The sequence below is a fragment of the Pontibacter liquoris genome, assembly GCF_022758235.1.
Lineage (GTDB): Bacteria > Bacteroidota > Bacteroidia > Cytophagales > Hymenobacteraceae > Pontibacter > Pontibacter liquoris.
This window is the reverse complement of sequence record NZ_JALEBG010000001.1, coordinates 1720300-1733861: the sequence shown is the minus strand read 5'-3', so window position 1 is coordinate 1733861 and position 13562 is coordinate 1720300. Positions and strand designations below refer to the sequence as shown.

Below are 13562 nucleotides of genomic sequence, written 5' to 3'. Positions count from 1 at the left end.
CGGAAAGGCTTTTTTATTGGCTATACTTGCTGCGGCCACGTATGAAAAGCTACAAACCTGAAACCATGAAAAAGAATTTGCTTAAACCTGCTTTCCTGCTGCTTGCCCTTGCCACGGTTGCCTGCCAGCAGGGCACAGACGAAGATAAATCGATTGCCAGCACACACCCCAAACTGGAGAAACAACTGGCACGCGATTCGGTGGAAACGCCCATCTCTTCAGATGAAAACCCCGGTTTGTACGACCAGTACCGCATTACGCTGCAGGAATATGAAAACAGCGGCAGCTATGGCGTACAAGAACTCTACCATGGCCGGCTATCGGAGCTGAACGAAGCAGGTAGCGCTGATGCCCGGACCTACCGCTCGGCTCTGCGCGAAGGATTGAAAGAAGGTGTTAATTTTGCGGGCAAGTATACGGTGGTTTCGGTAGGCTGCGGCACTAGTTGTCAGACGCATTATGTCATAGACCGTGAAACCGGCATGGTGCTGGACAAAGTACAAAGCAGCATGGGCGCCCGCTTTAACGCCAACAGCCGCCTGCTAATCGTAAATCCGCCCGATTCGACTATAGATTACAGCCAGTGCCATGATTGCTCGCCACAAGCGTATGAGTTTGTGGATGGGAAGCTCAAAAAAGTTGAACCAGCACATTAACCCAGGTATGATCCGTTCCGGCCCGTTGCTCCGCCCCATCCTGCTGCGCTTTCTCCTGACAGGCCTCTGTGCCGGGCTGCTGGCCGGGTGCCGGGCGGCAGCTCCTGATCAAGCAGCCGGAAAAGCACCGGCGCAGCCGTTGCTTTTCTTTCAGAAACCGCCCTGCTATGGTACCTGCCCGGCTTATGAAGCCACCTTTTACGAAAACGGTAGCATCACCTACATCGGGTACCAGTATGCTCCCGCAGCCGATACGTTATACTTGCACTTGGCCGAGCCGGCCCTGCAGCAACTCCGGCAGGAAATTGATTCGCTTCATTATACGTCCCTGCAGCCTACTTACCTCTCGCGGGCAACAGACAGACCCGTCACTAACTTTACGTTTTACCTCGATGGCAAAGTAGCCAAACGCATCAAGCACCAGCAGGGCGGCCCGCCCGAGCTGCTGCAGTTTCAAAAAATGCTGGAAACCCTTTTGACCGAACTGATTGCAAAGAAAGAAAAGTAGCAGCTGCGGGAATTGCGCCAGCAAGTATAACACCAGCTACCGGCTCTCTAATGATGCGCAAAACAAATCGTGCAAACCGCCTGCTTTACAGCAAAAAACAACTTACATTGCTTGCGTAAGAGTTGGTTAAAATATATATTGTCAGTATAATATTAAACCCTTGAGCTAAATGGTCTTTGGCGGGGTTTCCCATTCTGTTGTTTCCCGGGCGCTTGCCAGGAGCTTGTTTCCTGAAAACAGCCTTGCGCATTGCCCCGACCAAGCGAAACAACAACGGGTTTCATTATTTTTTTATTTATGCATACTACTATGTGGCGATCTGTCATAACAGGCACAGGAAGTTATATACCCACCGAGGTAAAAACGAATCAGGAATTTACAGCTAACGATTTTTTCACCGAAAACAATGCGCCCATCGGCACTGCGCCGGAGGTGATCGTGGAGAAGTTTCAGAAAATTACTGGCATAGCCGAACGGCGTTATGTGGCGGAGCACCTGACCACCTCTGATATTGCCACCCTTGCTGCCGAAGAAGCCCTGAAAGACAGCGGCATCGATCCGGAAACCCTCGATCTTATTATCGTGGCCCATAACTTTGGCAATGTAGTGGCGGGCACTGTGCAGTCGGATGCCGTGCCTTCGCTGGCAAGCCGCGTGAAGCATAATCTCCGCATCCGGAATGCCGGTTGCGTGGCCTATGATATTCTTTTTGGCTGTCCGGGCTGGGTGCAGGGGGTGATTCAGGTAGATGCCTTTTTCAAAGCCGGCATCGCCAAAAAAGCGCTGGTGATTGGAGCCGAAACGCTCTCCCGCGTAATCGACCGGCACGACCGCGATAGTATGATCTTCAGTGACGGGGCCGGCGCATCGGTGCTGGAATACCGGGAAGTGCCTGAAACCGGCAGCGGCATCCTGGGTAGCAGCGCGCTTAGCCATAGTCTGGATGAGGCTTACTACATCAACATGGCTACCTCGTATGCACCTGAATGTACGCCTGGTGTGCGCTACATCAAAATGAAGGGCCGCAAAGTGTATGAATATGCGATAAAACTGGTGCCCGAGGCAATGAAGAACTGCCTGGATAAATGCGGCGTATCCATCGGGGACGTGAAAAAAGTATTCCTCCACCAGGCCAATGAGAAAATGGACGAGGGCATCATTCAGGCCTTGTACAAACTATACGGCATACGGGAACTGCCGGAAGCTATTATGCCCATGAGCATCCATTACCTGGGCAACAGCTCTGTGGCCACCGTGCCCACTTTGTATGACCTGGTTCGGAAAGGGAAAGACGATGAGCATGAGTTGCAGCCCGGTGATCTTGTACTCTTTGCCTCTGTTGGCGCCGGCATGAACATCAATGCAATCTGCTACCGAGTATAAACGCCTGTAGTAACGCTTCTTTTAAAATGCAAAAGTATGGCCGGTGCCGGTAAGCAGATTTCTGTTTTCCGGCACCGGCCATACTTGTGTTCTCCCTGTTTAAAGCTGGCGCCAAGCCATACTTCCCATCCGCAAACTGGCTGCTGCAGATCAGGTTTATACTTCTTCTTGCCCCTGCTGAATTTCTAACCGGCGTCCCGAAACCGGCCCTCAAACCCACATTTTTCAAAACCAACCTGTCAATCCGGGAGCGTAGAATCTTTTACCAGCTATCCTTCCGATTCTCATTTCATCAGTGGTATGGGTTTGGCGCTTTTCTACATACTGCACCCTGCTTACGCCTGGTAAAATTTATCTTTTCTGAACGCAAACCGGTTGCCATCGTACAAAACTACAGGGGCAATTAAATGCAATCCACCCTGAATAGCTATATTTAAAACGGCTAATAAAGAACGAAAATGAGCAAGTCATCTAAAAAAATACAATCCGAATTTGAAGAAAAGCTCCGCGAGAGCATGGCCACCTCTGCCAATGCACCCATCCCGCCGCAAACGGATGATGTTGCTGCCAGAGATGATATTGCTCCGAGGCCGGCGGAATATGACACGAACAGACAACCCCGCAGCAGAACCGAAGAATCCGACATCATCCCTGTTATTGAGGAGAATGTCCGCATCGACAAGCGGGTGGTGGAAACTGGCCGGGTGCACATCTCTAAAAATGTGCATGAAGAGCGGGTGACGGTTGACGTCCCTACCACACATGAGGAAATAGACGTGCAACGGATTGCGGTGAACAAGTATGTGGAGGCCCCTCCTGAAATCCGGTATGAAGGTGACACAACCATTATTCCGGTGATGCGCGAGGAGGCTGTGGTGGTAAAGCGCCTGGTTTTGGTGGAAGAACTGCATGTAACCAAACGCGTGGTACGCACCCATGAACCGGAGGAAGTAACGCTCCGCAAAGAAGAAATTCAGGTAAACCGCGAAGACAGAAACAGTGCTGACAGACCAAGATAATATTTTTTACAGGGAATAAGCCACGCTTCGTTCCCGAAGCAGGCCAGCTGAGCTGGCCTGAGATTGTGTAACATAAAACCCAACTACGATGGAAAAACAAACTGTAATAGGAATTTTTGATTATGGCGTAGACGCCCAGGTGGCTGCGCAGGAACTTATGCAACACGGTATCCCAAGCGACCACATTGACTTGACCGTGAACGGCTTACGCGACAGAAATGAGAACAGGATGGCCCCGCCCGCTGCAGCACCTGACAGGCCTGTAGAGAACGCCCGCGGAACAGAAAATTTCTTTGGTTCACTGTTCGATGACCGTGATGAATCCCAAAAGTATGCAGAAGTAGCGGAGCATGGATCCATACTGACAGTACATGCCGAAAGCAGGGAGCAGGCAAAAAAGGCTGCCGAACTGCTAGACAAGTGCGGCGCCATTGATGTAAACGACAGAGCCGAGAAATACCGCAGCATGCCCCAGGAAAAAAGAGGTAACTGGATAAACTCCAATAACGCTATTCCGATAGTAGAAGAAAAAATGAAGGTGGGCAAGCGCGAAGTAGAAACAGGCGGCGTGCATATCAGGAGCCGCATTGTGGAACGCCCGGTAGAAGAGCGCCTGCGCCTGCGCCAAGAGCACATCGATGTAGAACGCAGACCCGTAAATCGCCCGGCTAACGAGCGAGACCTCGAAAACTTTAAGGAAGGCGAAATTACCATGACCGAGCATGCCGAAGTGCCGGTAGTGAACAAAGAAGCCCGGGTAGTGGAAGAAGTGAGACTGAACAAAACGACAGAAGAACGCCAGGAGACCGTTCGGGGAACCGAACGTAAACAGGACGTCGAAATTGATAAGCTCCACGACAGAGACCGCTTAAACGATCCCCGCAGAGGCCCGGAGAACGTTTAACCTATTTGTTTGAGGTATAAAAAAGGACAGCTGCCTGTGTAGCTGTCCTTTTTTGTTACTGAAGCATTCGCTTCATACTTGTCCTATACTTGCTTACCTTGATCGTAGTTCACAAAGAGATCGCTACTTATTTAGCAAGTATGCGGATAGAATAAGCTTGAAGGCTAGCTGCATACAATCTATCTGAATAAAACATGCTGGAAAGGAATTACTTAAACCAATGCAGCTTACCACTATACTCCATTTAGCTGTACTAATGTATGAATTCCATTCCGCTGGAAGTACACAAGGCATACTTTATACCTGCCTACTATTTAGCATTTTACAAGCCGTTAAATAATTTATATGTTTAAGTATGTTCATCACATCCAGGAAGTTTCATCTTCCCCTTTCTGATCAGTACAGCACATCGAAATATATAGTATGATCTATATTTAAAATCCAGTAGCTTGCCTACAGGCCTACAGCCTTTGGGTTATAAACCCGCAAAGAAATAGCAGGAGGCCGGGTATTTTACACTTTAAATTCTTTTTAGTCGTTCCTTGTTAACCTTGCAATAAACAGGAAAATGTGCACAAAAAGTGTGGATAAATATACCCTCTCTGTACCGGTTTGGTCCTCCTAAATTGGGTAAAAAAATGTATCTTTGTGCAGGATGTAAGCTATATGTATAGCTGATCCCAGCGTAAAACGAGCAACATGATAGAGATAACATACTACGGACAGTCCTGCTTCTTATTTCAAATTGGGGAGCATCGTGTTCTATTTGATCCCTTTATTTCGCCGAACGAACTTGCTTCGGAAATAGACGTGGATAGCATCAAAGCCGACTACATCCTGCTTTCGCACGGGCACGGCGACCATGTGGCTGATGCCGAGCGCATCGCTAAAAACAACAATGCCACCCTAATCGCCAACTTTGAAGTAGCCAGCTGGTTTGAAAACAAAGGCGTGGAAAAAACGCATCCGCTTAACCCCGGAGGTAAAGTAACGCTCCCGTTCGGCACCGTTAAAATGGTGACAGCCATACATTCCAGCTCTATGCCGGATGGCTCCTACGGCGGTGTAGCCACCGGTTACGTGGTCGAAACGGAAACCCAGACCTTCTACTTTGCCGGCGATACGGCGCTAACCTATGACATGAAGCTCATACCTGAGCAGTTCGATCTGGATTTTGCACTGTTGCCGATCGGCGATAACTTTACTATGGACATTAACGATGCCATGATCGCTGCCGATTTTGTGCAGGTAGACCGGGTGATCGGCATGCACTACGACACGTTCCCTTACATCAAAATAGACAAAGACGAGGTGAAGGAAGTGGCGCAGATGGCAGCCAAGGAACTTATTTTGATGGAGATAGATCAAACTATAAACCTGTAAGTATACCATGGCTTATCTCTCACATAAACTAAAGAACCTGTTAACAGAAATTACAGGGTATTGGATTTATAAGAAGAGGTATTTGCCAATCGGAGCTGACTTATCTGTTGATATTTATACTAGATTAAAATTTTCACCTAGAACAATTTTTGATGTAGGTGCAAATGTAGGCCAGACCGTCATACACTTTGACAACATTTTTAAGGATGTTAAAATTTATTCCTTTGAACCGGTAAGCTCAACTTATAAACAGCTAGTTTGTAATTTAGACGGTAAAAAAAATATTGTTTTAGAAAACATAGCTCTGGGTGATTCCGACTCAACCGAAGAAATAAGTTTATTTGAAGGAGAACTCTCTGTTCTGAATTCGCTTAATCAAAATTCGATGAATAGAAACAGCGATGCCAGCAAAGAAACAATTAAGGTTTTAAAGCTTGATACTTACTGCTCTCTTAATAAAATAGATAGCATAGACCTTTTAAAAATTGATACCGAAGGGTACGAATTACAAGTTTTAAAAGGGGCTCAGTACTTTCTAGAGTCAGGTAAAATTAAGATGATTTTAGCTGAAGTTGGTTTTAATGTTAAGAATAGAAGAAATACCCAGTTTACTGAGTTAAATGAATACCTGGTAACTTATAATTTCAATTTTCATTCCATGTATGATGTCTCAAATCAGTTCATTAAAAATGGGGAGAATTTTGCTAATGCACTTTATGTTCATAATCAAATGTTTGATTAAGAACATTTGATTGCCATATTTTCGGCTTATAACCTATTAGAATAACATGGGAAAAATAATAGCGGTAGCCAACCAAAAAGGCGGCGTAGGAAAAACCACCACTGCCATAAACCTGGCGGCTAGTTTGGCGGCTTTAGAGTTTAAAACGCTCCTGGTTGACGCTGACCCGCAGGCAAATGCCACCTCCGGCCTGGGTTTTGACCCGGCCACCATTACCAGCAGCATTTACGAGTGCATGGTAGAGGATGTTAAGGCGGCAGACATCATCCTTAAATCGCCTTCCATCGAATACCTCGACCTTATTCCGTCACACATCGACTTGGTAGGTGCCGAAGTAGAGATGATCAACATGCCCAACCGCGAAGAAAAAATGCGGGTGGCACTTGCGCCCATGAAACAGCAGTATGATTACATCATCATCGACTGCTCCCCTTCCCTGGGTCTGATCACGGTAAACTCGTTGACCGCAGCCGATTCGGTGGTGATCCCGGTGCAGTGCGAGTATTTTGCCCTGGAAGGCCTGGGTAAGCTGCTCAACACCATCAAGATCATCCAGTCGCGCCTAAACCCGGAGCTGGCCATTGAGGGCATCCTGCTCACGATGTATGATGTGCGCCTGCGTCTGAGTAACCAGGTGGTGGAAGAAGTGAAAACGCATTTTCAGCAGATGGTGTTCGATACGATCATTCCGCGGAATGTGAAGCTGAGCGAATCGCCTAGTTTTGGGATCCCTGCCCTGCTGCATGATGCAGAAAGCAAAGGCGCTTTAAGCTACCTAAACCTGGCCCGCGAAATTGCAGAGAAAAACAGCGTAGAGCTGGCGAAATAATTTTAAAGAGTACATGTCGGATAACAAAAATTCTGCTGCTAAACGCAAAGGCGGCCTCGGCCGTGGCCTTAACTCTCTTCTGGAGGGAAACAAGTATACTGGCAAAATTGATTCTGAAACCTTAAACACTGTCAATACCATCGCTGATATAGCTATTGAGCAGATCCAGACCAACCCTTACCAGCCGCGCACGCATTTCGATCAGGCCGCGCTGGAAGAACTGGCGGAGTCTATCAAAATCCAGGGCATCATACAGCCCATTACGGTGCGCAGGCTCGATGAGAACAGCTACCAGCTGATCTCCGGGGAGCGCCGCTACCAGGCATCCAAAATTGCCGGCCTCACAGTTATTCCGGCCTATATCCGGAAAGCTGACGACCAGCAGATGCTGGAAATGGCGCTGATCGAGAACATCCAGCGCGAAAACCTGAACGCTATCGAAATAGCCCTCTCCTATCAGCGCCTGCTTACCGAGTGCAGCCTGAAACAGGAAGAGCTGGGCGACCGCGTCGGCAAAAAACGGACAACGGTGACCAACTACTTGCGTCTGCTCAAGCTGCCGCCTGATATCCAGATCGCTTTGAGAGACAACGTCATCACGATGGGACATGCGCGTGCGCTGATCAACATCGACACGGTTGAAAAGCAACTGGACGTATTTAAGGAAGTAGTGGCCCGCGAGCTGTCGGTTAGAAAGGTGGAAGAGCTGGTGCGTAACCTGCAGAATGCCAATAAAAAGCCGGACATGCAGCAGAAGCTTTCGTTTAACAAGTATGACGAGGAGTTAAAAGGCGTGGAAACAAAGCTTTCTTCGCAATTCGGCACCAAAATACTGGTGAAAGCCAACAACGACGGCAAAGGCGAGATCAAGATCCCGTTTGTGTCGGTGGAGGAGCTGAACCGGATACTGGAGATCCTAAACTACTAACGCTACATGAGGCTCAACATCGGTGCTGCGGCTTTTCTGTTAAGTATAACGTTATACCTTAGCGCTCCTGCTGCGCACGGGCAACGCATTACGGCTGGCCCCGACTCAGTAGTTGTTCCTGTAGCGGATACCCTGAATGCTAAAAAAGGCTTTTTCCTGAGCCGCTGGGATAAGCCGGCCAAAGCTGCCTTTTTCTCTGCGGTTATACCTGGAGGCGGCCAGATCTACAACAAAAGCTACTGGAAGCTGCCCATTGTGTATGGCACTGCCGCTGTGCTGGGTTATTACTGGATCGATAATAACAACAAGTACCAGGACTTCAGAGAGGCCGTTGTTCAGCGAGCTACTAAAACCGACAAGTATGTGGATAGTCCCATCTATGGCGTAAGTAACACCAGGGGCACACAGAACCTGCGCTATAGCCGCGACTTCTACCGCCGCAACCGCGACCTAACGATCCTTTTATCCATTGGCGCTTACGGCCTGCAGATCGCCGAAGCCTACGTGCATGCCCACATGAAGCAGTTTGATGTTGGCGATAACCTGAGCCTGCGCTTGCAACCCGATTTGATGCGGGTGCCGCACACCAACAGCTTTACCCCGGGCGTTACCCTTACCCTGTATACTACTACCAACACAAAATGAGAATTTTACTGATTGGTTATGGCAAGATGGGCAAAACCATCGAGCAAATGGCCCTAGCAAAAGGCCACCAGATTGCCGGCACCATAGATCATACTACCACCAACGAGCTGCAGCGCTATACGGCGGATAATGTGGATGTCGCCATAGAATTTACGCATCCCGACGCAGCCTTTGCCAATATCTCCTATTGCATTACCCACCAAATACCGGTTGTAGTCGGCTCTACGGGATGGCTGAACAAGTATGACGAAGCCGTAGCGCTTTGCGAAAAACAAAAAGGCGCTTTCTTTTATGCCTCCAATTACAGCGTAGGCGTTAATCTGTTTTTTCATTTCAACGAATACATTGCCAGCAAAATGCAGGCGTATCCGGCCTATCATGTGGCTGTAAAAGAGATACACCATTTGCAGAAGGTAGATAAACCCAGCGGCACAGGCATTACGGCGGCCGAAGGCATATTGGCCAGCTACAAGAATTTAAGCGGCTGGGTAGGTGATAATCCAACAGAAAAAGGTAAATTAAACATCACTTCGGAGCGTGCGCCGGATGTAGTGGGCACCCATGTGGTTACCTACAGCTCGGAGGTAGATACCATTGAACTGAGCCATGTAGCCCACAGCCGAGCCGGCTTTGCCGAGGGCGCGCTGATGGCTGCCGAGTGGCTGCAGGGGCGCCAGGGCGTTTACGGCATGAAGGACATGCTGAATCTATAATCCTAGTATAAGCAGATGAAAGTTAAATTTCTGGGTAACAAGCCTGAAACAAAAACGCCGAAAAAGAAGAAAAGCTTTGCCCGCGAATGGGGCGATGCCATTCTTTTTGCCGTTATCGCGGCCAGCCTGATCCGCTGGGCTACGTTCGAGGCCTATACGATCCCTACTCCTTCCATGGAAAAATCGCTGCTGGTAGGCGACTTTCTGTTTGTGAGCAAGCTGCATTATGGCCCCCGCACCCCTATCACGCCGCTGCAGATCCCGCTCACGCACCAAACCATCTGGGGTACCAACATTCCGGCTTACTCCGATGCCATCCAGCTGAAGCCGCACCGCTTACCAGGCTTTTCGGAGGTAAAACGCTTCGATGTAGTAGTATTTAACTACCCGCCAGAAGAACAGCACCCTGCCGACCTGCGCACCAACTATATCAAACGCGCCATCGGCCTGCCAGGCGATTCGCTGCAGATTAAGGACATGCAGGTATACATCAACGGCAAAGCGATCGAAAACCCAGCCAAGATGCAGTATAAGTATCTGCTGATACCGACCACCCAGCTGGGGCAAAAGTTCTTCCAGGACCGCAACATCAACCTGAACGATATTCAACCTTATGAAGGCGGCTATGTGGTAGATGCCACGCCGGAGCTTGCCAGCCAGATGAGCCAGCTCGACATCATTAAAGAGGTGATCTTACTCAAGCAATTGCCAGGCAAAGCTGATCCGGCGGTTTTCCCGCAAATGCCTAGCAAGTATGAGTGGAATGCCGACAACTATGGCCCCATTTATATACCAAAGGAAGGCGTTACGGTTGCTATCACACCAGCTTCGCTGCCTTTTTACCAGAAGGTGATACTAGACTACGAGCACAACGACAATGCGAAAGTGGAAAATGGCAAGCTGTACATCGACGGCAAGGAAACTAATAAGTATACGTTTAAGCAGAACTACTACTTTATGATGGGCGACAATCGCCACAACTCCGAGGACTCGCGCTTCTGGGGCTATGTGCCCGAAGACCATGTGGTTGGTAAAGCCGTGATGATCTGGATGTCGGTGAACCCGGAAGGTGACTTCCTGCACAAGATCCGCTGGAACAGGCTGTTCCATATCATCGACTAAGCACACAAGTATAACAACAAAAAGCCAGGCGGAGAAGCCTGGCTTTTTTGTTGTTATAGGTGAATGAATTAAATCTGTATATATTTAATAGTTGTAGAAAGAATCAAACTGCTGCACTCAGCACATAAAGCTGATAAACGTCATCGTGACGGATATACTATAGTTAGACTAAATCTTAACCATAAACAATAGTGATGCTGAAACTTTACCCTTTTAAGACGTATTTTATCGTTCTATTATCATTTTCTTTTCTTGTAATAAGTTGTACTGACAGACAAGCTTCCCTGACACAAGAAGAGTTAAAAGACTTATCATATTATGCTGTCGGTATGAATCTATCAAACAGCTTTGATTACTATCCTTTAATTGAGGCCAGAATTCCACAGAGCCATAATCCAGAACTTCACCAGGATATACTTGAAATCGCTATGGTGCTAGATACACTAGCAATGAAGTATATAGAACAAACCGGAGGGATAGCTGAAAATGGCACTTTTATGAACCCAGGAGAAAGTGGTGAGAAAGGGATACTAATTTATAAAGAGTTGAAAACAGAAGCCAGATTAACCGATTTGCTCAATAAAGCTAAGGCAAAGGCAGGTTCTTCTGATAAGGACCTAATGCGAGTTACGGAATATATAGTCAGGAATAAATTCTTAAATGAGAAACCTTACTTTGATCGGCAAAAACTAACCCAAAGACCGTTGTCAATTTTGAGCCTTGAACTTGGACTTATAGCTAATAAGTTGTGTGCTGAACTCCTGAACAGTCTCCCTGAACGAACAGAAAAGAAATAGTCTAACAAGGTGCATAATTTAGGATTCGGCTACGCCTCACCCACATTATAGCACGAATACGTTAAACCTCATTTTAAAACACCTACATTCACAATCCAAATGAAAAAAATACTGGTCTTATTATGTCTTAGCTTTTTCACGATAGCCGCTTTTGGGCAAAAAGCTAAGAAAGCAGAAAAAAGCAAGCCTTTTATACTTGGCGAAATTCACGAGCTTCATTCAAAAGTATTAGGCGAGAAGCGGATCTTAAACATCTACCTGCCAGAAGGGTATAACCCGGCAGACAGCGTAAAATACCCGGTGATCTATTTATTGGACGGCTCAGCTAACGAAGATTTTATTCACATAGTCGGGCTGGTGCAATACAACAGTTTTGAATGGATCAACATCGTACCTAAATCTATTGTAGTTGGCATTGCCACAGTGGATAGAAGAAGAGACTTTACTTATCCAACTACGATCGAAGCAGACCGGAAACAGTATCCGACCACCGGGCATTCGGATGCTTTTATTTCCTTTATAGGAACAGAGCTACAGCCCTTTATAGAGAAAAAGTTTAAAACGACATCTTCTAAAACCCTGATCGGGCAGTCGCTGGGCGGGCTGTTGGCCACGGAGATCCTGTTTCAAAATCCTACTCTTTTCAATAAGTATATTATCGTAAGCCCGAGTTTATGGTGGGATAATGGCTCGCTATTAAACAAGAACCCCGAGATACTGAATGCATCCTTTAAGCAATTAACGGATATTTACATCAGTGTCGGCAAGGAAGGGCTTACAACAACGGCTATCCCAAGGGTGATGGAAGTAGATGCAAACGTATTGGCAGACAAAATTCAGGCTACAAAGAGTAAAACCGTGCGGGTGCTATTTGACTACTTGCCGCAGGAAGATCATGCTACCATCATGCACCAGGCCGTCTCCAATGCTTTCAGACAATTTAAAGCTTTAAAAGAATAATCCCCTGCCCGTATGGTTGTTAGTGAGTTGAGGCATAGCTTTCTAATATTTATGGCCTGAACAAACGGGAACCCTCGGCTTAACAGTTTTACAAAAAGAGCACTCTTGCGGTTTTAATTGAACCACAGGAGTGCTCTTTTTGCTATCTAGAATTCTCAGTTAACTATCTTCTAGGCTTTTTACGGAAGGAAAATAAAAGACCGGCTATACTTCCACACTGGTTAATAGCCTTACTCTTTTACCAGTTGATGGGTTTTTCGCCGTGCGCCTCTAAGTACTTGTTGGCTTTGCTGAAGTGGTGCGTTCCGAAAAAACCCCGGTCGGCGGCAAACGGCGAGGGATGGGCAGCCCGCAGTACCAGGTGCCTGCTTTCATCTATAAAAGCCCCTTTTTTCTGGGCATAAGCGCCCCACAACATAAACACGACGTGTTCTTTCAAGTCGTTTACCTTTTTCACAACGGCGTCAGTAAACTCCTCCCACCCTTTTTTCTGGTGCGAGCCTGCATCGCCTGCCCGCACGGTCAGGGTAGCGTTCAGCAACAGCACGCCCTGCTCGGCCCAACGCTCCAGGTTGCCGGTTGCCGGCATGTCCTTGCCCAAGTCATTTTTTATCTCCTTAAAGATATTGAGCAATGAGGGCGGAATGCGTACATCGTCACTCACGGAAAAAGCAAGGCCGTTCGCTTGTTTAGGGCCATGGTAAGGGTCCTGCCCCAGGATCACAACCTTCACCTTATCGAACGGACACAGCAGAAAAGCATTGAAAACATGATTGCCTGCCGGATAAACTTTTTGAGAAGTGTATTCGTCTTTAACAAAGGACACAAGCTGATGGAAATACGGCTTTTCAAATTCATCTTGTAGCACTTTTTGCCAGCTTTCTTCTATCTTTACATTCATGAGTTAGTATGGGAAATTGGGTTGCAAATACAGGAAGCCCCAGCTCCCGTTGCCAGGTTATGCTGCGTACGG

Annotated in this window: 15 protein-coding genes; 14 read left to right on the top strand and 1 reads right to left on the bottom strand. The window is 47.5% G+C overall.

The features are described 5' to 3' along the window. Positions 1 to 65 precede the first annotated feature (65 nt). The 14 genes from LWL52_RS07135 to LWL52_RS07070 all read left to right on the top strand — a co-directional run bounded on the left by LWL52_RS07135 (position 66) and on the right by LWL52_RS07070 (position 12589). The gene (locus LWL52_RS07135) at positions 66 to 656 is read left to right on the top strand and encodes a hypothetical protein (protein WP_242918319.1); all 591 of its coding nucleotides are present in this window, start codon (positions 66 to 68) and stop codon (positions 654 to 656) included. Beyond that, positions 640 to 1164, top strand: coding sequence for a DUF6438 domain-containing protein (locus tag LWL52_RS07130; protein ID WP_242918317.1), 525 nt, complete (start codon positions 640 to 642; stop codon positions 1162 to 1164). Before LWL52_RS07135 ends, LWL52_RS07130 begins: the two co-directional genes overlap by 17 nt. A gap of 309 nt (positions 1165 to 1473) precedes the next feature. Next, the gene (locus LWL52_RS07125) at positions 1474 to 2547 is read left to right on the top strand and encodes a 3-oxoacyl-ACP synthase III family protein (protein WP_242918315.1); all 1074 of its coding nucleotides are present in this window, start codon (positions 1474 to 1476) and stop codon (positions 2545 to 2547) included. Between the two features lie 458 nt (positions 2548 to 3005). Continuing rightward, positions 3006 to 3566: a YsnF/AvaK domain-containing protein gene (locus LWL52_RS07120; protein ID WP_242918313.1), complete on the top strand. Its 561-nt coding sequence runs from the start codon at positions 3006 to 3008 to the stop codon at positions 3564 to 3566. 88 nt (positions 3567 to 3654) lie between these two features. Continuing rightward, the gene (locus LWL52_RS07115; RefSeq protein WP_242918311.1) at positions 3655 to 4470 is read left to right on the top strand and encodes a YsnF/AvaK domain-containing protein; all 816 of its coding nucleotides are present in this window, start codon (positions 3655 to 3657) and stop codon (positions 4468 to 4470) included. 702 nt (positions 4471 to 5172) lie between these two features. Continuing rightward, a complete protein-coding gene (locus LWL52_RS07110; protein ID WP_242920670.1) occupies positions 5173 to 5853 on the top strand; it encodes a metal-dependent hydrolase in 681 nt (226 codons plus the stop codon). A 7-nt stretch (positions 5854 to 5860) separates the two neighbouring features. Next, the gene (locus tag LWL52_RS07105; RefSeq protein ID WP_242918309.1) at positions 5861 to 6595 is read left to right on the top strand and encodes an FkbM family methyltransferase; all 735 of its coding nucleotides are present in this window, start codon (positions 5861 to 5863) and stop codon (positions 6593 to 6595) included. Positions 6596 to 6641: 46 nt separating this feature from the next. Further along, positions 6642 to 7424 carry a ParA family protein gene (locus LWL52_RS07100; RefSeq protein ID WP_242918307.1) on the top strand — a complete coding sequence of 261 codons (783 nt, stop codon included), beginning with the start codon at positions 6642 to 6644 and terminating at the stop codon, positions 7422 to 7424. A 13-nt stretch (positions 7425 to 7437) separates the two neighbouring features. After that, positions 7438 to 8352, top strand: coding sequence for a ParB/RepB/Spo0J family partition protein (locus LWL52_RS07095; protein WP_242918305.1), 915 nt, complete (start codon positions 7438 to 7440; stop codon positions 8350 to 8352). Between the two features lie 132 nt (positions 8353 to 8484). After that, complete coding sequence (locus LWL52_RS07090) at positions 8485 to 8997, top strand: DUF5683 domain-containing protein (protein WP_437179350.1); 513 nt, start codon at positions 8485 to 8487, stop codon at positions 8995 to 8997. Continuing rightward, on the top strand, positions 8994 to 9710 hold the full coding sequence (gene dapB, locus LWL52_RS07085) for a 4-hydroxy-tetrahydrodipicolinate reductase (RefSeq protein ID WP_242918301.1): 717 nt from the start codon (positions 8994 to 8996) through the stop codon (positions 9708 to 9710). The genes LWL52_RS07090 and dapB overlap by 4 nt, the downstream gene beginning before the upstream one ends. A gap of 15 nt (positions 9711 to 9725) precedes the next feature. Then, positions 9726 to 10832, top strand: a complete 1107-nt coding sequence (gene lepB, locus LWL52_RS07080; RefSeq protein WP_242918299.1) for a signal peptidase I — start codon at positions 9726 to 9728, stop codon at positions 10830 to 10832. Positions 10833 to 11023: 191 nt separating this feature from the next. Further along, a complete protein-coding gene (locus LWL52_RS07075; RefSeq protein ID WP_242918297.1) occupies positions 11024 to 11629 on the top strand; it encodes a hypothetical protein in 606 nt (201 codons plus the stop codon). A 99-nt stretch (positions 11630 to 11728) separates the two neighbouring features. After that, positions 11729 to 12589, top strand: coding sequence for an alpha/beta hydrolase (locus LWL52_RS07070; RefSeq protein WP_242918294.1), 861 nt, complete (start codon positions 11729 to 11731; stop codon positions 12587 to 12589). Between the two features lie 238 nt (positions 12590 to 12827). Here LWL52_RS07070 and ung read toward each other — a convergent pair whose 3' ends face one another. Continuing rightward, positions 12828 to 13490, bottom strand: coding sequence for a uracil-DNA glycosylase (ung, locus tag LWL52_RS07065; protein WP_242918292.1), 663 nt, complete (start codon positions 13488 to 13490; stop codon positions 12828 to 12830). Positions 13491 to 13562 lie beyond the last annotated feature (72 nt).